Annotated in this window: 24 protein-coding genes; 6 read left to right on the top strand and 18 right to left on the bottom strand. The window is 70.7% G+C overall.

Going from position 1 to position 22,868, the window contains the following annotated elements; genetic code table 11:
- Positions 1 to 2 precede the first annotated feature (2 nt).
- From KOI35_RS05995 to KOI35_RS06025, 7 genes are all read right to left on the bottom strand, one after another.
- The gene (locus KOI35_RS05995) at positions 3 to 1,589 is read right to left on the bottom strand and encodes a bifunctional uroporphyrinogen-III C-methyltransferase/uroporphyrinogen-III synthase (protein ID WP_215785036.1); all 1,587 of its coding nucleotides are present in this window, start codon (positions 1,587 to 1,589) and stop codon (positions 3 to 5) included.
- Positions 1,586 to 2,515, bottom strand: coding sequence for a hydroxymethylbilane synthase (gene hemC / locus KOI35_RS06000; RefSeq protein ID WP_215785037.1), 930 nt, complete (start codon positions 2,513 to 2,515; stop codon positions 1,586 to 1,588). The genes KOI35_RS05995 and hemC overlap by 4 nt, the downstream gene beginning before the upstream one ends.
- Positions 2,512 to 3,801, bottom strand: coding sequence for a glutamyl-tRNA reductase (locus tag KOI35_RS06005; RefSeq protein WP_215785038.1), 1,290 nt, complete (start codon positions 3,799 to 3,801; stop codon positions 2,512 to 2,514). The genes hemC and KOI35_RS06005 overlap by 4 nt, the downstream gene beginning before the upstream one ends.
- Positions 3,798 to 4,556 carry a redox-sensing transcriptional repressor Rex gene (locus tag KOI35_RS06010; protein WP_215785039.1) on the bottom strand — a complete coding sequence of 253 codons (759 nt, stop codon included), beginning with the start codon at positions 4,554 to 4,556 and terminating at the stop codon, positions 3,798 to 3,800. The genes KOI35_RS06005 and KOI35_RS06010 overlap by 4 nt, the downstream gene beginning before the upstream one ends.
- 173 nt (positions 4,557 to 4,729) lie before the next feature.
- Positions 4,730 to 5,371 carry an HAD family hydrolase gene (locus KOI35_RS06015; RefSeq protein WP_215785040.1) on the bottom strand — a complete coding sequence of 214 codons (642 nt, stop codon included), beginning with the start codon at positions 5,369 to 5,371 and terminating at the stop codon, positions 4,730 to 4,732.
- 10 nt (positions 5,372 to 5,381) lie between these two features.
- Positions 5,382 to 5,609, bottom strand: coding sequence for a glutaredoxin family protein (locus KOI35_RS06020; protein WP_215785041.1), 228 nt, complete (start codon positions 5,607 to 5,609; stop codon positions 5,382 to 5,384).
- Positions 5,606 to 7,123, bottom strand: coding sequence for an AMP-binding protein (locus KOI35_RS06025; RefSeq protein WP_215785042.1), 1,518 nt, complete (start codon positions 7,121 to 7,123; stop codon positions 5,606 to 5,608). The genes KOI35_RS06020 and KOI35_RS06025 overlap by 4 nt, the downstream gene beginning before the upstream one ends.
- Positions 7,124 to 7,528: 405 nt before the next feature.
- On the opposite strand from KOI35_RS06025, the gene KOI35_RS06030 reads away from it, so the two are divergent.
- Both KOI35_RS06030 and KOI35_RS06035 read left to right on the top strand, forming a co-directional pair.
- Positions 7,529 to 8,398, top strand: a complete 870-nt coding sequence (locus KOI35_RS06030; protein ID WP_246612718.1) for an ECF subfamily RNA polymerase sigma factor, BldN family — start codon at positions 7,529 to 7,531, stop codon at positions 8,396 to 8,398.
- Positions 8,399 to 8,564: 166 nt separating this feature from the next.
- Positions 8,565 to 9,779: a DUF5667 domain-containing protein gene (locus KOI35_RS06035; protein ID WP_308120808.1), complete on the top strand. Its 1,215-nt coding sequence runs from the start codon at positions 8,565 to 8,567 to the stop codon at positions 9,777 to 9,779.
- 110 nt (positions 9,780 to 9,889) lie between these two features.
- Here KOI35_RS06035 and KOI35_RS06040 read toward each other — a convergent pair whose 3' ends face one another.
- The 5 genes from KOI35_RS06040 to KOI35_RS06060 all read right to left on the bottom strand — a co-directional run bounded on the left by KOI35_RS06040 (position 9,890) and on the right by KOI35_RS06060 (position 13,641).
- On the bottom strand, positions 9,890 to 10,900 hold the full coding sequence (locus tag KOI35_RS06040; RefSeq protein WP_215785045.1) for a lysophospholipid acyltransferase family protein: 1,011 nt from the start codon (positions 10,898 to 10,900) through the stop codon (positions 9,890 to 9,892).
- Positions 10,897 to 11,961, bottom strand: a complete 1,065-nt coding sequence (locus tag KOI35_RS06045) for an NAD-dependent epimerase/dehydratase family protein (RefSeq protein ID WP_215785046.1) — start codon at positions 11,959 to 11,961, stop codon at positions 10,897 to 10,899. Before KOI35_RS06045 ends, KOI35_RS06040 begins: the two co-directional genes overlap by 4 nt.
- A 75-nt stretch (positions 11,962 to 12,036) precedes the next feature.
- Positions 12,037 to 12,138, bottom strand: a complete 102-nt coding sequence (locus KOI35_RS06050) for a 30S ribosomal protein bS22 (RefSeq protein WP_007465623.1) — start codon at positions 12,136 to 12,138, stop codon at positions 12,037 to 12,039.
- A 164-nt stretch (positions 12,139 to 12,302) separates the two neighbouring features.
- The gene (locus tag KOI35_RS06055) at positions 12,303 to 12,515 is read right to left on the bottom strand and encodes a helix-turn-helix domain-containing protein (RefSeq protein WP_127498359.1); all 213 of its coding nucleotides are present in this window, start codon (positions 12,513 to 12,515) and stop codon (positions 12,303 to 12,305) included.
- A gap of 208 nt (positions 12,516 to 12,723) precedes the next feature.
- Complete coding sequence (locus KOI35_RS06060; RefSeq protein ID WP_215785047.1) at positions 12,724 to 13,641, bottom strand: proline dehydrogenase family protein; 918 nt, start codon at positions 13,639 to 13,641, stop codon at positions 12,724 to 12,726.
- Between the two features lie 126 nt (positions 13,642 to 13,767).
- Between KOI35_RS06060 and KOI35_RS06065 the strand changes: the two genes are divergently transcribed.
- A complete protein-coding gene (locus KOI35_RS06065; RefSeq protein ID WP_215785048.1) occupies positions 13,768 to 14,352 on the top strand; it encodes a CGNR zinc finger domain-containing protein in 585 nt (194 codons plus the stop codon).
- On the opposite strand, the gene KOI35_RS06070 is transcribed toward KOI35_RS06065, so the two are convergent.
- The gene (locus tag KOI35_RS06070; protein ID WP_215785049.1) at positions 14,304 to 15,125 is read right to left on the bottom strand and encodes a sugar phosphate isomerase/epimerase family protein; all 822 of its coding nucleotides are present in this window, start codon (positions 15,123 to 15,125) and stop codon (positions 14,304 to 14,306) included. The two genes, KOI35_RS06065 and KOI35_RS06070, sit on opposite strands and share 49 nt — an antisense overlap.
- Before the next feature lie 111 nt (positions 15,126 to 15,236).
- Here KOI35_RS06070 and KOI35_RS06075 point away from each other — a divergent pair, with 111 nt between their 5' ends.
- Complete coding sequence (locus KOI35_RS06075) at positions 15,237 to 16,067, top strand: DUF3109 family protein (protein WP_308120809.1); 831 nt, start codon at positions 15,237 to 15,239, stop codon at positions 16,065 to 16,067.
- 65 nt (positions 16,068 to 16,132) lie between these two features.
- Here the strand turns inward: KOI35_RS06075 and KOI35_RS06080 are convergent, their stop codons facing one another.
- The gene (locus KOI35_RS06080) at positions 16,133 to 16,816 is read right to left on the bottom strand and encodes a response regulator (protein ID WP_215785510.1); all 684 of its coding nucleotides are present in this window, start codon (positions 16,814 to 16,816) and stop codon (positions 16,133 to 16,135) included.
- Positions 16,817 to 16,847: 31 nt separating this feature from the next.
- Positions 16,848 to 18,113 (bottom strand): sensor histidine kinase, encoded by a 1,266-nt coding sequence (locus KOI35_RS06085; protein WP_438870589.1) that lies wholly within the window; start codon positions 18,111 to 18,113, stop codon positions 16,848 to 16,850.
- A 224-nt stretch (positions 18,114 to 18,337) separates the two neighbouring features.
- Here KOI35_RS06085 and phoU point away from each other — a divergent pair, with 224 nt between their 5' ends.
- Complete coding sequence (gene phoU, locus KOI35_RS06090; protein ID WP_215785050.1) at positions 18,338 to 18,991, top strand: phosphate signaling complex protein PhoU; 654 nt, start codon at positions 18,338 to 18,340, stop codon at positions 18,989 to 18,991.
- Between the two features lie 74 nt (positions 18,992 to 19,065).
- On the opposite strand, the gene KOI35_RS06095 is transcribed toward phoU, so the two are convergent.
- Positions 19,066 to 19,812, bottom strand: a complete 747-nt coding sequence (locus tag KOI35_RS06095; protein ID WP_215785051.1) for a phosphoglyceromutase — start codon at positions 19,810 to 19,812, stop codon at positions 19,066 to 19,068.
- A gap of 134 nt (positions 19,813 to 19,946) precedes the next feature.
- Here KOI35_RS06095 and KOI35_RS06100 point away from each other — a divergent pair, with 134 nt between their 5' ends.
- Positions 19,947 to 21,230, top strand: coding sequence for an MDR family MFS transporter (locus KOI35_RS06100; RefSeq protein WP_215785052.1), 1,284 nt, complete (start codon positions 19,947 to 19,949; stop codon positions 21,228 to 21,230).
- Here the strand turns inward: KOI35_RS06100 and KOI35_RS06105 are convergent.
- Together KOI35_RS06105 and KOI35_RS06110 are read right to left on the bottom strand one after the other, a co-directional pair.
- Entirely contained in the window at positions 21,227 to 21,985 is a 759-nt protein-coding gene (locus KOI35_RS06105) for a class I SAM-dependent methyltransferase (protein WP_215785053.1), read from the bottom strand. The two genes, KOI35_RS06100 and KOI35_RS06105, sit on opposite strands and share 4 nt — an antisense overlap.
- Positions 21,986 to 21,989: 4 nt before the next feature.
- Complete coding sequence (locus KOI35_RS06110) at positions 21,990 to 22,748, bottom strand: SDR family NAD(P)-dependent oxidoreductase (RefSeq protein ID WP_215785054.1); 759 nt, start codon at positions 22,746 to 22,748, stop codon at positions 21,990 to 21,992.
- Positions 22,749 to 22,868 lie beyond the last annotated feature (120 nt).

Below are 22,868 nucleotides of genomic sequence, written 5' to 3' on the forward strand. Positions count from 1 at the left end.
CCCTAGCGGAATCGAAGAGCCGTAGGTCCCTGCACCTTGGAGCCCCGGCGCTGCTTGGCCGGCATGGCGGCCAGCTTCTCGCGCAGTTCGACCGCGTACGACGCCAGCGCCTCGACCAGATCCGGCACCGAGGCGTGCTGGGGCTGGACGTCGACCCGCAGGCCGAACTCGGTGGCCGTCTCGGCGGTCTTGGGGCCGATCACCGCGACGACCGTACGGGCGTGCGGCTTGCCGGCGATGCCGACCAGGTTGCGAACGGTGCTGGACGACGTGAAGAGCACGGCGTCGAAGCCACCCGACTTGATCGCGTCGCGGATCTCGGCCGGCGGCGGCGCGGCGCGGACCGTGCGGTACGCGGTCACGTCGTCCACCTCCCAGCCCCGCTCGATCAGGCCGGCGGCCAGCGTCTCGGTGGCGATGTCGGCCCGGGGCAGCAGCACCCGGCCGACCGGGTCGAGGATCTCGTCGTGCGGCGAGAACTCGGCCAGCAGGCCCTCGCTCGACTGCTCACCCTTGGGCAGCAGCTCGGGCTGGATGCCGAAGTCGCGAACGGCCGCGGCGGTGGCCTCGCCGATGCAGGCGATCTTCACGCCGCCGAAGTGGCGGGCGTCGAGACCGTGCTCGTCGAACTTCTCCCAGACCGCGCGGACCGCGTTGACCGAGGTGAAGACGACCCAGGCGTACCGGCCGTCGACCAGGCCCTTGACCGCGCGCTCCATCTGAGCCGGGGTGCGCGGGGGCTCGACCGCGATGGTCGGCACCTCGCACGGGATGGCACCGTAGGCCCGGAGCCGGGCACTCATCGCGCCGGCCTGCTCCTTCGTACGGGGGACGAGGACCTTCCACCCGTACAGGGGACGGTTTTCCCACCAGCTCATCGAGTCGCGCTCGGACACCTCGGTGCCGACCGTGAGGACGACCCGGCCGGTGAAGCCGAGCGCGGCGGCCACGAAGCTGTCCACCGTCGAGGTCGTCGTGTACTGCGTCTCGCCGGTGCCGTCGCCGGTCACCGCGACCGGGATGCCCGGCTCGACACCCGCGGCGAGCAGCCCGTCGCGTACGGCGGCGAGGTCACCGGCGTCGACCGCGACCGCGAACGAGCCCTTGATGGCCGCGGTGGCGAGCGCCTCGAAGTCGAGGGCGGACACGTCACCGACGTCGGCCGTGACCCGGACGCCGGGCAGCGGCACACCGGCGTAGGTGGCCACGCCCTCGGCCTGGCCCAGGCCGGGCACGACCTCGAAGTGCACCGCGGTGCGGGCGACCGCCTGCACCTCCTTGACGACGGACTCGTGCCCGAACGGGTCGCCGGCCACGAGGTGCACGGCCGACAGCCCCGACTTGGCCGCGGAGAGCAGCACCTTGGCGACGTCGCCGGGCGCTCCCTCGGCCGGGCTGAACTGGGCGTCTTCCTTGGCCTCGGACCGGATGGCGGCCAGCAGGGACTCGGGGACACCTCGGTCGTAGACCACCTGGTCGGCATCGGTCAGCGCGGCGTGCGCGCGGCGGGTCAGCAGTTCCGGGTCGCCGGGACCGGCGCCGACGAACGCGATGCGTCCTGCTGGCTTGCGGGCGGTGCGGGTGGTCATTCTGTGCTCCCGATCAGGGTGTCGGCGCCGTTCTCGAGGAGCTCGGCGGCCAGGGCCTTGCCGATCTCCGCCGCGTCGGCGGGCGTTCCGGTGCGCGACAGCCGGATGGCTCGAACCCCATCCGGGCTGATCACCGCACCGCGCAGGTAAATCTCGTCGCCGGTCTCGCCCTCGGCGAGTTCGGCGTGGGCCGCGACCGGGGCGGAGCACCCGGCCTCGAGCGTGGCGAGCATCGCCCGTTCCGCCGTGACGGCGGCGCGGGACGGTGCGTGGTCGAGTGCGGCCAGCAGTTCGACCAGGTCTGAGTCGTCGCCCCGGCACTCCACGGCCAACGCGCCCTGGGCGGGGGCGGGCAGCATGAGCATCGGGTCGATCGTTTCCGTGATCTCGGCGGCCCTGCCGAGACGCACCACGCCGGCTCGGGCGAGAACGACGGCGTCGAGATCGGCCTCAGGTCCGTGCACCCGGGCGATCCTGCTGTCGACGTTTCCGCGAATCGGCGTGACCTGCAACTCTAGGCCCAAAGCATGCAGTTGCGCGATTCGGCGCACCGCGCCGGTTCCGATGACCGAGCCGGGCGGGAGTTCGGCCAACGTCAAATCACCCTTCGCGATCAGCACGTCACGCGGGTCCTCGCGCGGCGGGACGGCGGCGATGTGCAGGCCCGGGTGGATGGCCGTGGGCAGGTCCTTGTACGAGTGCACGGCGAAGTCGATCTCGCCCGCGAGCAGCGCGTCACGCAGGGCGGAGACAAATACACCGACCCCGAGCTGGGCCACCGGGGCCGACGAGCGGTCGCCCTGGGTGACGATCCGGACCAGCTCGACCGGGCGGCCGGTGGCCGCGGTCAGGGCGTCGGCGGTCAGCTGCGACTGCGCGAGGGCCAGGGCGCTCCCGCGGGTGCCGAGACGAAGGGCGGTGCTCACGCGTCTCCTCCGATCTCGGGCACTGCGTTGGCGGGCGTGGCGTGGGGGACGTCCAGGTCGAACAGTTCACGCAGCAGGGCGGCGTACTGGTCGCCACCGGGCTCGGCGGCCAGCTGTCGCACCCGTACGGTCGGCGAGTGCAGCAGCTGCTGGACGACGCGATGCAGCGTACGGGAAACGTCGGCCCGTTGCTCCTCGGAGAATTCGGAGCGGCGCGAGTAGAGCTTGCGCAATTCGGCAGTGACTACGTCTTCGGCCCGGGTGCGCAGCGCGGCCACGGTCGGCGCGATGTCGGCCCCGCGGAGCCAGCCCAGGAAGTGATCAACCTCGCTGGTGACGATCTGTTCGACCGCGGCCGTCTCGGCGGCGGCCGGCATCGAGCGGCGGGTGGCGGCCAGGCTGTCGATGTCGATCACGGTGACGCCGGGGATGCCGGTCGCATCCGGAGCGACGTCGCGCGGCACGGCCAGGTCGAGCACGACCAGCGGCGCGGCCGCCTCGAGACGTTCGCGGGTGAGCACCGGCTCGGTCGACGCGGTGGCGGAAACCACCAGGTCGGCCTCGCGCAGGGCGGCATCCAGCTCGTCGTAGGGCACGGCCACGGCCCCGTACGCCTCGGCCAGCCGATCGGCCCGGGCCGCGCTCCGGTTGGTGATCCGCAGCGGCCCGACCCCGGCCCGGGTCAGCGTGGCGACCGACAGCGCACCCATCGCACCCGCGCCGATCACCAGCGCCCGCCGTCCGTCCAGGTCACCCAGCGCGGCCTCGGCCACGTCGAGCGCGGCGGTCACGACGCTCTGACCGGCCCGGTCGATACCGGTCTCGCTGTGCGCCCGCTTGCCCACCCGCAGGGCCTGTTGCATCAGCTCGTGCAGCAGGCGACCGGCCGTGTCGGCCTCGGCCGCCGCGTGGTAGGCGTCACGCAGCTGACCCAGGATCTGGGACTCGCCCACCACCATGGAGTCGAGGCCGCTGGACACCTTGAAAGAGTGCAGCACGGCCGCCTCGTCGTAGTGCACGTAGAGGTGACCGGCGAGGTCGGTGGCCGGGATGCCGGAGACCTCGGCCAGCACGTTGCAGATGTCGCCGAGCCCGCCGTGGAACGTGTTGACCGCCGCGTAGATCTCCACCCGGTTGCAGGTGGAGAGCACGACCGCCTCGCCCACGAACGGCTGGGCCACGAGCTTCTCGAGCAGCCCGGGCACGGCCTCGTCGGCGATCACGAGCCGCTCGAGCGTGGCGACGTCGGCGGTGCGGTAGGACGCACCGACGCTGAGGAGATTCACGACCCGACCGCCTCCTGATTGCCCGCCGACGCGGCGGACCGGCCGCCCGGCAGCGCGGTGAGCGACGCCTTGCGGTGTTCGTGGAATGAGAGAATCTGCAGTTCGATGGCCAGGTCGACCTTGCGGACGTCGACGTTGGCGGGCACCGAGAGCACGCACGGGGCGAAGTTGAGGATGCTGGTGACGCCCGCGTCGACCAGCACGTCGGCGACGGCTTGGGCGGCCAGAGCCGGGGTGGCGATCACGCCGATGGCGATGTTCTCCTCGACCGCGACCCGGCCGAGGTCTTCGATGTGGCGTACTTCCAGGCCCTGGATCAGCTCGCCGACCTTGGACGCGTCGGCGTCGAAGAGCGCGACGATCTTGAAGCCGCGGCTGGCGAACCCGTCGTAGCCGGCCAGCGCGTGGCCGAGGTTACCGAGACCGACCAGGCAGACCGCCCGGCGCTGGTCGAGGCCGAGCACGTACTCGATCTGCTCGATCAGCAGCGTGACGTCGTAGCCGACCCCCCGGGTGCCGTACGACCCGAGGTGCGAGAGGTCTTTGCGGAGCTTCGCCGAGTTGACCCCGGCGGCCGCGGCCAAACCTTCGCTCGAGATCGTGTCGGCCGCCGCGTCGCCCAGGTTGTGCAGGGCGCGCAGGTATTCGGGCAACCGTGCGATCGTGGCCTCCGGCAGATCCGGGAAGGCCGGAACGGCACCGGCGCGGTCGCCTGGGGCATTACCGGGCGTGACTCCGTGACGCTGCTGGCTCATCTGACTCCGTGCCGACGAGGTGGCGAACCTGCGAACCCCCGGGCGCCTGGAAATCTTCCGGCGTGCTACCGGGGCTCTTCGGCATCAAAGACTAGGCGCTTGTGAAGGCGTGCACAAATCGCGATCTTGGTAGCGCAGCTGGACAAAGATCATCCAGCGTGTTAAACGGCAATTTACAGAGTACGCGCGAGAGCGACCGCTTCGACCAGAGTGTCCGCGACCGGACGTCCCGAGGCGCGCAGCCGGGACGGGTCGGTGAACCCGCCGGTGTAGAGCACGATCTGCCCGCCCACCGCGTCGGCCGCGGCCGCGTCGTCGAGCGAGTCGCCGATCAGCACGACCTGGTCGCCGGTGAGCCCCAGCCCGGCCAGGTGCTCGGCCAGGTGACCGGCCTTGAGGTGCCCGCCGATCTCGGTGCGCAGCCCGTCGACCCGGGTGAAGACCCCGGCCAGCCCGTACGTCTCGACGGCCGGAACGAGCTCGGAGTGGAACCACATGGACAGCAGCGACTGGGAGCCGGGCCAGTCCTTGAGCGCGGCCGTGGCGTCGGCGGCCAGCGTCATGTCGGTCAGACCGAGCCGGTACGCGTCGTGGAAGATCCGGTCGAGCCGGCCGAACTCCTCGTCGTCGACCGCCCGCTCGAGGATCTCGGCGTAGAACTCGGCCACCGGGCGCCGGAACCGGCTGCGGTGCTCGTCGGCGTCGACCAGGCGCCCGCCGACCGAGGTGAAGGCCGTGTTGGTCGACGAGACCACCAGGCTGAGATCGTCGAGCAGGGTGCCGTTCCAGTCCCAGACCAGGTGAGTGCGCGCCACGGCGAACAACCTACCGGTCGAGGTCGCGAAGCAGGCGAGCCTCCTCGACCCGCCAGTAGCCGTGTTCGGCCCCGTCGAGCAGCACCACCGGCACCCGGTCGCCGTAGTCGCGTTCGAGCTCGATCGACGACGCGATGTCGACCCGTACCCACTGACCGGGCAGGATCCGGTCGAGCACGGCCTCCGCCTCCTCGCAGAGGTGGCAGCCCTCGCGGCTGATCAGAGTCACACGGCTCATAGGGGCAGCTCTCTCTTACGCACCTTGCCGGTGGCCGAGTGGGGAAGCTCACGCACCAGCTCGACGGTCGGCAGCTTGAACCGGGCGAGGTGCGCGGCGCAGAAGACCTGCAGCTCGGCCGGGGTGGGCGGCGGGTCGATGGCGGCCACGACGAACGCGTGCGGCCGCTGCCCGGAGTCGTGATCGGGCACCCCGACCACGGCGGTCTCGGCGACACCGGGATGCGAGTCGAGCACCCGCTCGATCTCGGCCGGATAGACGTTGAAGCCGTGCACCAGGATCAGCTCGTCGATCCGGTCGACCAGATGCAGGTCACCCTCGCCGTCCGCGTAGGCCACGTCACCGGTCGCCCACCAGCCGTCGGCATCCGGGCCACCGCGCCCGTCGGGCCAGTAGCCGGAGAACAGGTTGCCTCCGCGCACCTCGATCTCGCCCGGGTCGGTGCCGGCCACGTCTTCCACCGAGAGGTCGAGCTCGGCCAGATCCTCATCGGCCGAGGCCGTGCCGTCGACCCAGAGCAGCTGCCCGGCGGCCGAGCGCAGCCGCAGCGACACCCCGGGAAGCGGCCGGCCGATCGAGCCGGGCTTGCCCCGGTCACTGACTGCCGTGGTGGTCAGCACGGGCGCGGTCTCGGTGAGTCCGTAGCCGACGATGATGCTCTGCCCGGTCGCGGCGCCGAAGCGGGCCATCTCGTCCGGCACCAGCGGAGCCGCCCCGCACACCGAGCTCCGCACACTGCGCAGCGCCGTGCGTACCTCGGGCTGCCGGGACCAGGCCGCATACATGCCCGGCACGCCCACCACTACGGTCACGCCACGCTCGGCGATCGCGGCCAGGGAGGCGGCCGGGTCGAACCGGTCGATCAGCACGCCGGTCGCCGCGTGCCGGGCGACGCTGCCGAGCCCGGTGTTCAGCCCGTAGGCGTGGAACATCGGCACGGCCAGCAGCACGACGTCGTCCGGGCCGACGACCGGCGGGTCGATCGCGTCGAGCTGGTCGTGGTTGGCCGCCAGCGCGGCGTGGGTGAGCATGGCGCCCTTGGGCCGCCCGCTGGTGCCCGAGGTGTAGAGCAGCACGGCGAGGTCACGCGCCGACACCGACGGAAGGTCACCCTCCGTCACTTCTTCATCCAGATTTCCCCGTACGCGGGGAGGCCCGGACCCGGTGTCCCCACCGCCGACGATCAGCGCCGCCCCCGAATCAGCGATCACCCAGTCGAGTTCATTTGCGGTGTACCCGGGGTTGAGCGGCACGGCCACCCGGCCCGCCCGCAGCACCCCGAAAAAGGCCACCACGAACTCCACGGAGTTGCCCAGCACAATCGCGACGCGGTCGCCCGGCGCCGTGCGGGCCGTGATCCGATGGGCCGCGGCGGTCACCCGCCGATCGACGTCGGCCCAGGTCAGCTCGGTTTCGGTGGTCATCAGCGCGAGGCCGTCGGGCCGGCGCGCGGCCGCGGCGGCGACGAGGTCGCGGGCAGCTTCGTCCACGAGGCACGAGTCTGGCACAAACATCCACGGAAGTGGACAGCGGACAGGTTGTCCGTCGCGCAAACACCCGTGTCGGTCATCGTGGCAGACGTTCCTTGTGTCTTGTCTGCGCCACTTCGTACTATTTTTGCGCAGCGCACACAGAGTGCGACTCCGTGTGTTCGGAGCCCGTGATACTTCGCGTCTGAGTAACGGACTCCAAAGCCCTGGGTGAGGTCGGTCTGGCAAATTGCGGGCCACTTCACCCGTTTTGCTATGAGTGATCACCCCTCATCCCGAGGAGGCCGCTGTGCCACAAAAAGCACGGAAACACTGCCGATCCCTGTCTGGCGGGACGGATCAGCAGTCGGAACAGCTCCGCCGGGTCGAGGAGGCGCAGTGAGTCATGTTTACGCCGGGGATCCGTACCGCTCCTCCCTCGCCGACGGGCTGACCGGGCTCGTCAACACCATCCGGGGCGACGGGCCGAAGCGGACCCGCAACCGCCCGCACGTCAACGAGGCTCCGGGCCACCGGATCCCGCCGACCGGCAACACCAAGCCGATGCCCGGAGGCGGCCGGGTGGCCGTGCCCGGGCGACCGGCGATGCCGGCCCAGCCGACCGCGGGCCAGCGCAGCAACCTGCCCGAGGCACCGATCGGCGATCAGACCGTCGTCGTGCCCGCACAGAGCACGACCGGACCGCAGCGGGACGCCGAGCCGCCGAAGTATCCGGCCCGGCCCGACCGCAGCGATCCCGCGGCCGAGGTCTGGGCGCTGGTCGAACGGGCCCAGGCCGGCGAGGCCGAGGCGTTCGGGCTGATCTACGACCGGTACGTCGACACGGTCTTCCGCTTCGTCTACTTCCGGGTCGGCAACCGGCAGTTGGCCGAGGACCTCACCTCGGACACGTTCCTGCGCGCGCTCAAGCGGATCGGCAGCTTCACCTGGCAGGGCCGCGACCTCGGGGCCTGGCTGGTCACGATCGCCCGCAACCTGGTGGCCGACCACTTCAAGTCGGGGCGCTACCGCCTCGAGGTGACCACCGGCGACGTGCTCGACGCCGACCGTGAGGCCCGTGGGCCCGAGGGCAGCCCCGAGGCGTCGGTGGTCGACCACATCACCAACGTCGCCCTGCTCACCGCGGTCAAGCAGCTCAACCCGGAGCAGCAGGAGTGCATCGTGCTGCGCTTCCTGCAGGGCTTCTCGGTGGCCGAGACCGCGCAGACCATGGGCAAGAACGAGGGCGCGATCAAGGCCCTGCAGTATCGCGCGGTTCGAGCACTCGCCCGGCTTCTGCCGGACGGATTCCAGGCGTGACGGGCCTCTCTATTACCCGATGCGCGCCGATGTGGCCCGTAACCGGGGACGCGTGTCGCGCGTTTGTCCGAGTGCGACCCCGGGCGGCCCTGCCGGCCACCGGTTTCGTCGCGACCGCCGGCACTGCTGCCGGCGAGACATTCACGAGCGAGGGGAGGTGCCCGCGGTGAGATTCGACTTTCTGGACCGGCGGAGCGCCGAGCGCTTCGCGGAGCTTCTCGACGAGACCAGCGGCGGCCGGCGGCATCACACCCGCGGCCCGGCCGACGAACAGCTCGCCGAGCTGGTCGCCATCGGCAGCAGCCTGTCCACGGCACGCCCCGGCGCCCGGGTCGATGCCGAGTTCCGGACCGGGCTGCGGGCCATGCTGGTCGCCACCGCCGAGCGCGACGGCATCGGCCGCACCGCGAGCGCCGTCGACGAGCCCGCCACCACTGCACAGCCCATGGCGGCCCGCGCCGGCCGTCTCGGGCACGGACTGCTCGGCCACGGCGGCCGCATCCGGGCCCGCGGCGCGATCGTCATCGGGGTCGCCGCGGGTGCGCTCGCGGTCTCCGGAATCTCCGCGGCCAGCGAGAACGCGTCACCGGGAGACGCCCTTTACGGGGTCAAGCGGTCGACCGAGCGGGCCCAGCTGGCCATGGCCGGTTCGGACGTCACCCGGGGGCAGCTGTCCCTGGACTTCGCCCGCAACCGGCTGGCCGAGGCGGTCGCCATGCCCGGCAACGACACCGGGTTCGCGGGTGTGCTGGACGACATGGACGCCGACACCCGCAAGGGCGTCAAGCTGCTGACCACCTCGGCGGTGGCCCGCAAGGACATCAAGCCGCTGGCCACCGTCGACACGTTCGTCAACCGGCAGCGGCAGACCCTGACGCCGGCGCTGAGCAAGATGTCGTCGGCCAACCAGGAGCGGGCGCAGACCTCGATCTCGCTGCTCGACTCGGTCAGCGATCGGGCCGAGTCCCTGCGTACTCGTCTGGGCTGCGACACCGTCGTACCGGCGGGCTCGGACGCGCTCGGGCCCAAGCTCAAGGGCTGTGCGGCCGGCGACGATTCCGACAGCCAGTCGTCGCGCCCGTCCGGGACCAGTGGCAAGCAACCGGCCACCCGGCCCGGTGGCGGGGCGGACGGCGCGAAGGCGGACCCGAAGGCGAGCGACCCGGCGGCCACTCCGGCCACCACGGCCGACGTCGCGGTTCCGGGCAAGCGGGCCCAGACCAGCGCCCCGTCGCTGCCCCCGGGCGGAACGCCGGTGCAGTCGACCCGACCGGCCGACGAGACCTCGCAGCAGCAGAAGCAGCAGGAACAGCCGGCCCCGGACGAGGACGACGACGTGCTCGGTGGCCTGCTCGGCGGCATCTTCGGAGGCGGCAACTAGTCGGCTCGACGAAGCGCGGACATGGCGAGGGGCGGTTGCCGGGTGTTACCGGTGCCGCCCCTCACTTGTCACTATAAACACACTAGTCGTGACTATCCAGTCACATTCAGTCACAGGCCGAAGGCGTCCGGCCGCTTCTCGAGCAGCTCCAGGAGCGTGGCCTGGATCGTCTCGCGCACCTGGTCGGCCAGGTTGTAGACGACCATCGGATCGTCGGCCAGCTCGGTCAGATGCTCGGTCGGGATCGGCGGGCAGAACTGGATGAGCCACTTGCTCGGCAGCGGCACCAGACCCAACGGGCCGAGCCAGGGGAAGGTCGGCGTGACCGGGAAATAGGGGACGCCGAGCAACCGGGCCAGCGGCTTGATGTCGGCCAGGATCGGATAGATCTCTTCGGCGCCGACGATGGCCACCGGAACGATCGGGGTGCCCGTGCGCAGCGCCGCCTGGACGAACCCGCCCCGGCCGAAGCGCTGCAGCTTGTAGCGGTCGGCGAAACGCTTGCCGATGCCCTTGAAGCCCTCGGGGAAGACGCCGACCAGCTCACCCGTGCTCATCAGGCGCTCGGCGTCGGGGTTGCAGGCCACGGTGGCGCCGGACTTGCGGGCCAGCTCGCTCAGCACCGGCATGCGGAAGACCAGATCGGCGCCGAGCAGACGAAGATGCCGCTCCTCGGGATGCCGGTCGCGGATCGCCGTGCCGAGCATCAGCGCGTCGAGCGCCAGCGTGCCCGAGTGGTTGGCCACGACCAGGGCGCCGCCCTTGGCCGGCACGTTGTCGATGCCGAAGACCTCGGTGCGGAACCAGTCGTGGTGCAGCACCCGCAGGATCGGCTGGAACACGGCGTCGTTGAGCTCGCGGTCGAAGCCGAACTCGTCGACCTCGTAGCCACCGGTCAGACGCCGGCGCAGGAAGGCGAGGCCACGGGCCACGCGCTGATCCCAGACGTCGAGGACGTCCACCTCGGGCTCTTCCGGAGGCGGCGGGTGGTGCCCGTTCCCGTTCATCGACGGCACCTCCGGGATCGGACGACGGCCGTTGACCCGCTTCGGCTCGGCCGGCCGTGGCAGCGTGAAGTCGGCGTGCCCCGGAAGCATGTCGCGAAACTCGTCCTGGCTCAATGCCGGTCACCTCCGGCACCGGCGCCGGAGCGCACCCGGCGGATCCCGTCGAGGATCGCCTTTTCGGCCGCGGCGAGCCGGTCGGAGGTGAGCGAGGACCCGTTGGCGTGGCCGCGGATGAAGTCGTCGAAGGCCTCGGCCGTGCTGCGCGGGGTGAACCCGAACTCGCGGACCAGATGGGTCGTGTCGACCACCCGGCCGTGCACGAAGAGGTCGATCTGGTCGAAGCCGATCTGGCCGATGCCCACGTTGCGGGCCACACCGGCCAGCGTGGACAGCGTGCCCTCGGGCAGCGGCACCGAGATGCGCCCGGCCCGGCGGATGGCCTGGGAGAGCGCGAGGATGCCGGCCCCGGCCACGTTGAACGTGCCGGAGTGCTCCTCGATGACCGAGCGGTGCAGGATCTCGAGGGCGTCGTCGACGTGCACGAACTGGAGCCGGGCGTCACGCCCGAGCACGGTGGGCACCACCGGCTGGGCGAAGTAGCGGGTCAGCGTCGTGTCGGCCGTCGAGCTGATGAACGGCGCGAAGCGCAGCACGGTGGCCGCGACCTCGGGGCGGCGACGCCGGAACCCGCGCACGTAACCCTCGATGTCGAGGATGTCGCGCGCGAACGAGCCCCGCGGCACGGCCCGGGGCTCGGTGTCCTCGGTGAAGACGCCGGGATCGCGGAAGGACGCGCCGTATGCGGCCGTCGACGATCGCACCACCAGCTTGCGCAGCCGGGGTGCGGCCTGGGCGGCCGCGAGCAGCTGCATCGTGCCGATGACGTTCTGCTCTTTCATCGCGGCGCGACCGTGTTGCACGTCGGGCGCGCTGGTGACCGCGAGGTGCACGATCGCCTCGGCACCGAGGTCGGCGATGGCGCCGGACGCGGCACGCGCGTCAGCCCGGATCAGCTCGACGTCGGCCAGCAGCTCACGCAGAGCCGTGGGCGGTTCGTGCGGATCCAGGCCGACGACACGGTCGATCCGGGAATCTGCGGCGAGACGGGCGGCCACCCGGGCGCCGAGATATCGGCTGACTCCGGTAACCACGACGACGCTGGGCGGAGAGGCCACGGGCGCACCTTCCGATGCGAGCGAGGTGCGAATGGCAAGTGCTCTGTCGGCCGGGTGGAATCACCCGGCCACAGGTCACTTGCCCAAACGGCGACGCTGGACGCGGGTCTTGCGCAGCAGCTTGCGGTGCTTCTTCTTCGCCATACGCTTGCGGCGCTTCTTGACCACGGAGCCCATACGGAATGCCTCTCGAAACCTGGTGGCTCGGACCGGGCGCGCCCACTGGCACTGACCCGATCCGACTTGAATCGACTGTCGGAGACACATCGAGCCTCCGGGAGCCAACCGCACCAGCGTACCGGCCCGGCCGCGGCCGGGCCAAAACGACCCCTGGGCCCGCTCTACGCGGTCTGCGAGAAAGCGCCCCGGAGATATTCGTGCACCGCGTGCTCGGGCACCCGGAAGGAGCGCCCGACCCGTACGGCCGTGAGGTCACCGCCGTGCACAAGCCGGTAGACCGTCATCTTGGAGACCCTCATCAACGCGGCCACCTCGGCCACGGTCAGGAACCGCACCTCCGAGAGCTTTTCCTCGGTCTGGGCTGGACCCGTCATGTGTCGCACCGATCCTTTCGCAGGCACAACCGCGGTGACCAGGGTGGCCGTGGAGGCCGTGGACGCGGGTGGCTGACGTGCGTGTCTCTAGGACGGTATCGATACGGTTGTGACCAACGCGATACGTTCCGTGAAAATGGTCAGAAAAAGTCAAGGCCGACACGCCGGATCTGTTGGGTTTTAGCCCGAATTGTGACCGGTGTCGTGACTATCGACCGATCAGCGAGCGTCCGAGAACGGCCACATTGGCGGGGCGCTCGGCCAACCGGCGCATCAGGTAGCCGTACCACTGCTCCCCGTACGGCAGATAGACGCGCACGACGTTGCCGCCGGCGGCCAGTCGCGCCTGCTCCTCGGTGCGTACGCCGTGCAGCATCTGGAACTCGTACTCGTCGGCGGTGCGGTCGAACCAGCGCGCCCGGTCTTCGGCGATGGCGATCAGCCGCGGGTCGTGGGTCGCCACCATCGGGTAGCCCTCGCCCGACATCAGGATGTTGAGGCAGCGTACGAACGACTTGTCGATGTCGAGCGCCGACTGGAACGCCACCGACTCGGGCTCGGCGTACGCCCCCTTGCACAGCCGCACCCGCGACCCGGCCGTGGCCAGCTCGCGGCAGTCCCCCTCGGTGCGGCGCAGATGGGCCTGCAGCACCGCCCCCGTGCCCGGGTGGTCCTTCCGCAGCTCGGCCAGGATCTCGAGAGTGGAGTCGGTGAGCGTGTGGTCTTCGGCGTCCAGCGTCACCGTGGTGCCCGCCTCGGCCGCGGCCACGCAGACGGCCAGGGCGTGCTCGTAGGCCAGCTTCTCGTCGAGCCGCTGGCCCAGGGCCGACAGCTTCACGCTGACCTCGGCCGCCGGGACCAGGCCGGCACCCTTGAGCCGGCCGAGCAGCGCCCGGTATTCGTCGCGCACCGCGACCGCCTGCTCCGCACTGCGCGTCTCGACCGCCAGCAGGTCGAAGGTGATCGCCAGACCGTCGTCGACCAGGGCGCGACCGGTGGGCAACGCCTCGTCGATGTCGCGGCCGGCCAGGAACTTGCGGACGGCGTTACGGCCGGCCGGGGCCGAGCCGGCGAGCCGGCCGAGACGGTCCGAACCGGCGGCGGCCAGGAGCAGGGAACGGAGCATGACCCGAGGGTATCGCCCGGAACACCCGCCATCGCGGGAGAGCCACGTGCGTGGCGATGACCCCCTCGAGTGCGTGTGACCACAACGCTTATGTTCGACCGGCGCGGGGGCGGCTACCTTTGTCGGGTGAACTTCGATGCGTACGCCCGCACCGCGGTCGACCTCGTCAACGCGGACATGGGTGATCTCGCCGGGCTGCGGGCCCTGTTCGGTGACGAACAGGCCTGGATGCGCGACGAGGTCGCCGACAAGGACGTCGCTGTGTTCCGCCGCGCCCAGCGCCGTCTGCGCGAGGTCTTCGAGAACGGCACGTCCGGTCACGACGGCGACGCCGTCAAGGAACTCAACGCACTGCTCGAGATGTTCCCGGTGCAGCCGCGCATCTCCGGGCACGACGCCGCCGACTGGCACATGCACGTCACCAGCCGCGGCTCGTCGGTCAGCGCCGAATACCTGGCCGGCGCCGTCTGGGGCCTGTCGGTGTGGCTCTGCGAGTACGGCAGTGCCCGGTTCGGCATCTGCGCCGACGAGCGCTGTGGCAATGTCTATCTGGACACGTCGTCCAACAACTGCCGGCGCTTCTGCTCGGAGCGCTGCGCGACCCGCTCCCATGTGGCCGCGCACCGCGCCCGCAAACGAGCTGAAATGGCTCAGCCCCAGGCTCAGCCTCGGGAGATGGCGGGTGTGGCCGAGTCGGCCGGCGCGAGGTAGCGACGGGCGAACTCGAGCGACTCGCGCAGGTCGGCCTCGCGGGCCGCGCGGCTCGGCGCCTTACGCGTGGAGACCTCGAGAGCCACCGATCCGGTGAATCCGCGCGCCGAGAGCGACCGCAGCAACTCGGCGCACGGCTGATTGCCCCGGCCGGGCACCAGGTGCTCGTCGCGGCCCTCGCCGGTGCCGTCGCCCAGATGCACGTGCTTGAGGCCGGCGCCCATCTTGTCGGCCATGCCGAGCGCGTTGATCCGCGACGCCGCGCAGTGCGAGAGGTCGAGCGTGTAGGCGTCGAAGCCGGTCTCGGTCGGATCCCAGCCCGGCGTGTAAGGCACGAACCAGCGACCGGCCATCTTGACCGGGAACATGTTTTCGATCGCGAACGCGAGGTCGGGGAACCGGGCCTGCACCTTGGCCAAGCCGCCGGCGAAGTTCTTGGCGTAGTCACGCTGCCAGCTGAACGGCGGGTGCACCACGACGGTGGGGGCACCGAGCGTCTCGGCGAGCTGGGCGGCCCGGTTGAGCCTCTCCCACGGGTCGGGGCTCCACACCCGCTGGGTCACCAGCAGGCACGGGGCGTGCACCGAGAGCACCGGAAGGTCGTAGTGTTCGGACAGACCTTTCAGCGCGCCGGCGTCCTGGCTGACACGGTCGGTCCACACCATGACCTCGAGGCCGTCGTAGCCGGCCGAGGCGGCCAACTCGAACGCGGCGGCCGTCGGCTCGGGGAACACCGACGAGCTGGACAGAAGCACGGGGACTCGGGAACTCACAGGGTCAAGCGTAGACCCGATTGTCGCGGGCGCCTCCTCCTCGACCGGGTATATGCGGCCATACCGGGCGTCGACGCGGCGTTGGTCACCGGCGCGCGTACGCTGTCGCGAGTGAGCCGCCGTACCCCGATCCGCATCACCCTCGACCCCGCGGCCGCCGAGCGGGCGCCCGAGGTCGACCTCGACTTTCCTCGTGAGTGGATCGAGTTCCTCGACCCCGGCGACGAGAAGCACCTTGTCCGGGCCGATCTGACCTGGCTGCTGTCCCGGTGGACGTGTGTCTTCGGCTCGGCCTGTCACGGCATCGTGGCCGGTCGCGCGCAGGACGGCTGCTGTTCGCACGGCGCGTTCTTCACCGACGCCGACGACGAGAACCGGGTGAAGGCGGCCGCCCAGAAGCTGACGCCGGAGAACTGGCAGCACTATCGCCGCGGGTTCAAGAACTACACCGAGGTCGACACGATCGACGGATCGAAGCCGGCCCGGCGCACGGCCACACAGTCCGAAGACGGGCCGTGCGTGTTCCTCAACGACGCCGACTTCGCCGGTGGGGGCGGGTGCGCGCTGCACGCCCAGGCGCTGCGCGACGGCAAGCACCCGCTGGAGTACAAGCCCGACGTCTGCTGGCAGCTGCCGGTGCGCCGGGAACAGGACTGGATCAAGCGGCCGGACGGGTCGAAGCTGCTGCAGTCGACGTTGACCGAGTTCGACCGCCGGGGCTGGGGTCCGGGCGGGCACGACCTCGACTGGTGGTGCACCTCGTCACCCGAGGCCCACGTGGGCAGCGATCCGATGTACATCTCGTATGCGCCCGAGCTGACCGCGTTGATCGGCCAGGCGGCGTACGGGAAATTGGCGGAACTCTGCGACGCCCGGCTGAAGGCCGGTCTCGTCGCGGTGCACCCGGCGACCGTGGCCGCCGAGAAGCGCGGCGGGAAGTAACCCGCCGCGCCATGTCGCAGCCTTCAGTCCGTTCAGGGGCGGCGGTGGGGCGGTTGGATGGGGGATCAGGGCTCGAACTTGTAGCCCAGGCCACGCACGGTGACGATGTAGCGCGGCGCCGACGGCTCCGGCTCCACCTTGGACCGCAGCCGCTTGACGTGCACGTCGAGGGTCTTGGTGTCGCCGACGTAATCGGCGCCCCAGACCCGGTCGATCAGCTGGCCGCGGGTGAGCACCCGGCCGGCGTTGCGCAGCAGCAGCTCGAGCAGCTCGAACTCCTTGAGCGGGAGCTGCACGCCGGCGCCGTCGACGGTGACCACGTGGCGCTCCACGTCCATCCGCACCGGACCGGCGGCCAGCGTCGGGGTGGTGACCTCGGCGACGTCGGTGCCCTGGCGGCGCAGGACGGCCCGGATGCGGGCGACCAGTTCACGCGGCGAATACGGCTTGGTGACGTAGTCGTCGGCGCCGATCTCGAGCCCGACCACCTTGTCGATCTCACTGTCCCGGGCAGTGACCATGATGATCGGCACGGCCGAGCGCTGCCGCAACTGGCGACAGACCTCGGTGCCGGACATCTCGGGAAGCATGAGGTCGAGCAGCACGATGTCGGCACCGGTCCGGTCGAACTGCGTCAGCGCCGAGGTCCCGGTCGGGGCGACCGACACCTCGAAGCCCTCCTTGCGCAGCATGTACGACAGGGCGTCGGAGAACGACTCCTCATCCTCGACCACGAGCACGCGGGCCAATGTGGTTCCTTCCATCTTCCGGCTTCCGGGACTAATGCCCGGACGCACCGGACTCGATCTCAATTGCCGTCGGTAACGGCAAGGGGGCTTCGGGGGGACGGGCCGGTAGGCGCAGAGTGAACGTCGAGCCGTCGCCCAGGGTGCTGGTCACGTCGACCCGGCCCCCGTGGTTGGTCGCGATGTGCTTGACGATCGCCAGGCCCAGGCCGGTGCCGCCGGTGGATCGGGATCGGGCCTGGTCGGCCCGGTAGAAACGCTCGAAGATGCGGTCGACGTCGTGCGGGGCGATGCCGATGCCCTGGTCGGCCACGTCGATCTCGACCCAGTCGTCATCCTGACGCAGAGTCAGCTCGACCTTGGTGTCTTCGCCCGAGTAGGCGATCGCGTTTTCCACCAGATTGGTCACCGCGGTGGCGACCTGACTGTCACTGCCGTAGACGGTCGAGCCCTTGGGACCGTTGTAGACGACCTCGATGCTCTTGGCCGACGACGTGGTGCGGGTGCGGTCGATCACCTCGGCGATCACCCAGTCGACCGAGACCGGCTCGGGCGTGGGCAGCGGCTCGGCGCCCTGGAGCCGGGTCAGCTCGAGCAACTCGTTCACCAGGCGCCCCATCCGGGCCGACTCGTGGTGGATGCGCTCGGCGAACCGGCGGGCGGCCAGCAGATCCTCGTTCGGCTCGTCGGTGGGCTCGGCGGCGGGAAGTTCGGTGGCGTCGAGCAGCGCCTCGGCCAGCAGCTGGAGCGCGCCGATCGGGGTCTTGAGCTCGTGACTGACGTTGGCCACGAAGTCGCGGCGGACCCGGGCCAGCCGGTGCGACTCGGTGACGTCGGCCGCCTCGACCGCGACGTGGGTCTGGTTGAGGGCGACCGCGCGCAGGTGCAGGCCCAGCGGGGCGTGCGCGGCCCCGGCCCGGCCCCGCGGAAGATCAAGTTCGACTTCCCGCCGTACGCCCGTACGCCGCACCTGACCGGCCAGCGTCCGCAGGATCGGGTGGGCCGCGATCGTGCCCGGCGCTCCGCCCGACCGCAGTAGTCCCATCGCCCGGGCGGCCGGATTGACCAGCACCGGATGGTCCTCGGCGTCGAGCACCACCACGCCGACGCGCAGCGAGTCGAGGCTCTTGCGACCGAGCCCCTTCATGCCGTGCTTACCGGTGTGGCCTTCGTCGGTGTCGATGACGCGTCCTCCCTCGTGCGGCCCGCCGGCAGTCTTCTCAGCGGCCCCTGTCGGCCTGCGAACGCGCGCCACCACCAGCCCCGCGCCCACGCCGACGACGAGCGCGACGAGGATCAGAGGGATGCCGTACGCCAGGTCCACGGTGCGATCGTAGGGTCATTGTTTACCTGGCTCCTACGGTGATCCGGACAAACCGGGCGCGTGTCGAATAAAGTTCACCACTGCGCCCGGCGTCGTTCATCGCCGTTCACGAGCGCGCTTCCGGGCGCGCATAGTTTGTAGCCAGCCACTACGGTCGTGCCCTGCCCTGGGACGGCCCCACCCAACCCCGGGACGAGGACATGCGCGAGGAGTTCCAGGCCGACCTCAACGAGGTCAGCCGCCTGATGGTCACCATGGCCGAATCCGTGCGAGAGGCGATGCGCAAGGCGACCAAGGCCCTGCTCACCGCTGACCTGCAGGCGGCCGAGGCCGTGATCGAGCGCGACCAAGAGGTCGACGAGCTCAACAGCCAGGTCGAGGCCAAGGTGGCCGACACCATCGCCCGCCAGGCGCCGGTCGCTTCCGACCTGCGCATGGTCATCACCGCCCTGCACATCTCGGCCGACCTGGAGCGGATGGGCGACCTGGCCGAGCACGTGGCCAAGACGGCCAAGCGTCGCCACCCGTCGCCCGCCGTGCCGGCCGAGCTGCGCCCGGTCTTCCAGGGCATGGCCGAGGTGGCCGACCGGATGGCCGAGCAGATCGCCAGCCTGCTGGCCAAGCCCGACGCCGAGCTGGCGGCCAAGCTCGAGACCGAGGACGACGAGATCGACGAGCTCGAGCGTCAGCTGTTCAAGATCATGCTGGACGACTCGTGGCCGTACGGCGCGGAGACCGCGATCGACGGCGCGCTGCTGGGCCGCTTCTACGAGCGGTACGCCGACCACGCCGTCAACGTGGGCGAGCAGCTTGTGTACCTGATCACCGGAGAGCCGGTGAGCGACCAGAGCTGAGCTGACGCTCGCCTGGTCGCGCAGAGGCCGGGACGCCACGGGGGCGTCCCGGCCTCTTGCTGTCCGCGGGAGGGTCAGCGGCCCTGGTTGGCGACGGCAGCTGCCGCTTCCTTCGCCGCCTCGGGGTCGAGGTATTCGCCGCCCGGCTTGAGCGGGCGCAGGTCGTCGTCGAGGTCGTAGCGCAGCGGGATCCCGGTCGGGATGTTGAGCTTCGAGATCGCCTCGTCGGAGATGTCGTCGAGGTGCTTCACGAAGGCGCGCAGCGAGTTGCCGTGCGCGGCGACCAGCACCGTCTTGCCGGCGCGGAGGTCCGGCACGATCTCGTCGTACCAGTAGGGCAGGGCCCGGACCAGCACGTCCTTGAGGCACTCGGCCTTGGGCTTGGCCTCGGACGGCAGGAAGGCGTAGCGCGGGTCGTCGAACTGCGAGAACTCCGAGTCGGCCTCGATCGGCGGCGGCGGTACGTCGTAGGACCGGCGCCAGAGCATGAACTGCTCCTCGCCGTACGTCTCGAGGGTCTGCTTCTTGTCCTTGCCCTGCAGGGCGCCGTAGTGGCGCTCGTTGAGGCGCCACGACCGCTTCACCGGAATCCAGTGGCGGTCGGTGATGTGCAGGGCGATCTCGCTGGTGCGGATGGCGCGGCGCAGGACGCTGGTGTGCACCACGTCCGGCAGCACACCGCTCTCCTTCAGCAGCTCACCACCGCGGCGGGCCTCGGCCTCGCCCTTGGCGTCGAGATCGACGTCGACCCAACCGGTGAAGAGGTTCTTGGCGTTCCACTCGCTGTTGCCGTGTCGCAGCAGCACCAGAGTCCCAGTCATGACCTCCATCCTGCCGCAGCCGCTCCCCACCCGGGCACGGACCCTCAAGTGGCGACCACCACGTGGAAACCCGATTGCGCAGCCCCTTAGGTTGTAAGGCGACGAGGCTTTTCCAGTGCTTACGGGGGCGAAACGTGCGGGGTTGGTTCGGCCAGGCCGTGGGCGGGTTGCCGCGGCAGTTCTGGCTGCTCTGGACGGGCACGCTGATCAACCGGCTGGGCTCGTTCGTGGTGATCTTCCTGGCCATCTATCTGACCGCCGACCGGCATTTCTCGCAGAGCCGGGCCGGTCTGGTGATCGGCCTGTACGGCGTGGGTGGCGCGATCGGCACGACGGTCGGCGGGGTGCTGGCCGACCGCTGGGGCCGCAAGCCGACGATGCTGACCGCCCAGTTCGGGGCGGCCGCTCTCATGCTGGCGCTCGGCTTCGCGCACGATTACGGGCAGATCCTCGCGGTGACGTTCCTGCTCGGCGTGTTCACCGAGGCGGTGCGGCCGGCCTTCTCGGCGATGATGGTCGACGTCGTGCCCGACCGCGATCGCGTCCGCGCGTTCTCGCTCAACTACTGGGCGATCAACCTGGGCTTCGCCCTCTCCGCGGTCGGCGCCGGGCTGGCCGCCAAGGTCGACTACCTGCTGCTCTTCGTGGTCGACGCGGGCACCACCCTGGTCACCGCGCTGATCTGCCTGATCTTCCTGCGTGAGACCAAGCCGACGGTCGTCGTGAAGCAGCGCGACTCGGGCGGCATGATCACCGTGCTGCGCGACCGCGTCTTCATGACCTATCTGCTGATCTCGGCGGGCGGCATCGTCGTGATGATGCAGCACATGTCGACGCTGCCGATCGCCATGACGTCGGAGGGCCTGTCGGCGGCCACCTACGGCTGGGTGATCGCGGTCAACGGCGTGCTGATCGTGCTGGGGCAACTCTTCGTGCCCCGGCTGATCGACGGGCGCTCCCCGGCCCGGGTGCTGGCGCTCGGCTCACTGATCATCGGCGTCGGGTTCGGGCTCACCGCCTTCGCCCACGCGCCCTGGTTCTTCGCGCTCACCGTGATCGTCTGGACCCTGGGCGAGATGATCCAGTCGCCCAGCAACGCGACCACCGTGGCCGCCCTGTCGCCGCCGTCGATGCGCGGCCGCTACCAGGGCCTGAACTCGCTGGGCTGGTCGGCCGGCACCGCGCTGGCCCCGATCGTCGGCGGCCTGACCCAGGAGCACCTGGGCAACGCGGCGCTGTGGATCGGCTGTTTCGCGGTGTGCGCGCTGGTCGCGGTCGGGCACCTGGCCGCCGCCCCGAGCCGCGAACGCCGGATCCGGCTGCTGGGCCCGGTCGAGCCCGTGCTCGACGAGCCCACGATCCCGGTGCCGGCCGTCGCCGAGCCGGTCGCCGACGCGCCGCCGTCGCACGCGCGTTAGAGCCGTCCGGGGTACGGAAACGTCAGCTCGCCGAGCCGCCATCGGGCCGGCCCGTCGAGCACCGGCCAGCCTTCCTCGCGCATCCGGCGGCAGGTGGCCAGCCAGCGCTGACGGGGCCCGAACGGGGTCGCCTCGGTGTCCCAGGCCCGGCCCAGTGCCAGCAGCAGCTCGTGCACCGGCTCGCCCGGCACGTTGTGGTGGATCAGGGCCTTGGGCAGCCGCTCGGCGAACGTCGCGGGTTGGTCCAGATCGGACAAGCGGGCCGAGAACGTCAGCGAACCCGGCACACCCGCCTCGACCACGGTCCACGTCGCGATCCGGCCCAGCTCGTCGCAGGTGCCCTCGACCAGCACGGCACCGCTCGCGGTCATCGCCGTCCAGGCCGCGGCCACCTCGTCCTCGGCGTACTGCCGCAGCACGTTGAAGGCGCGGACCACCGTCGGGCGCAGGCCGGCCAATTCGAAGCCCCCGCGCCGGAACTGCAGGTGCGGAGGGTCGGCGTGGGGCTGGGCGGCCTGCACGCGTACGGGATCAATCTCCAGACCCACCACCGTGACGTCGGGGCGGACGGTCGCGGCCAGGCGGGTCCGCAGCTCGACGGCGGTGACCGGGGTGGCGCCGTAGCCGAGGTCGATCACCAGGGGATCGGCCGCGGCCCGGAGCAGATCTCCGCAGCGGTGGGCGATGTAGTTGTCGACGCGGCGCAGCCGGTTGGGATTGGTGGTCCCCCGGGTGATCGCGCCGACCGCCTTCACGACTTCAGCTCTCCCGGTGGACCTTGTGCTGGGCCGCCTGGGCGATCGGGCGCACCACGATGCGGTCGAGATTCACGTGCTGAGGGCGGGTCGCGGCGTACGCGATGATGTCCGCGATGTCGTCGGCCACCAGCGGCTCCTTGACACCCTGATAGATCGCGTCGGCCCGGGCCTGGTCGCCGCCGAAGCGCTTGAGCGAGAACTCGTCGGTCCGCACCATGCCCGGATCGACTTCGATGACCCGCACCGGCTTTCCCGACAGTTCCAGCCGCAGCGTCCCGACCAGGGCATTCTGGGCGTGCTTGGCCGCCGTGTAGCCGCCACCACCCTCATAGACCGTGAACGCCGCGGTCGAGCCGACCGTCACGATCGTGCCCGCTCCGCTCGCCACCAGGGCCGGCAGCAGCGCCTGGGTCACCCGCAGGGTGCCGAGCACGTTCACGTCGTACATCCACTGCCAGTCCGCGACCGAGCCGGACTCGACCGGGTCGAGCCCCTGAGCACCGCCGGCGTTGTTGACCAGCAGCGTGACCGGACCGCCGAGGGCGGTCACGGCGGCCGCCAGCGCCGCCACCGACTCGTCGGACGTCACGTCGCCCTCGACCGCGGTGGCCGATTTCGCGCCGATCTCGTCGACCAGGGCGGCCAGCCGATCGGCCCGGCGAGCCACCGCCACGACGTGGAATCCCTCGGTGGCGAGCCGGCGGGCGGTCGCCGCCCCGATCCCGCTCGACGCGCCCGTGACCACTGCGATGTTCTGCATGCCCCCATCTTTCCCGATGACTTGGGTCACCCCCGAGCGGCGGGATAGTGGTTCGTGGCTTCGCGGCGGGGAAGATTAGTGACTGCGCAACTATCTGCGCGTCCGTAGTCCAGGAGGATT

The organism is Paractinoplanes bogorensis, from assembly GCF_018829635.1.
Taxonomy (GTDB): Bacteria; Actinomycetota; Actinomycetes; order Mycobacteriales; family Micromonosporaceae; genus Actinoplanes; species Actinoplanes bogorensis.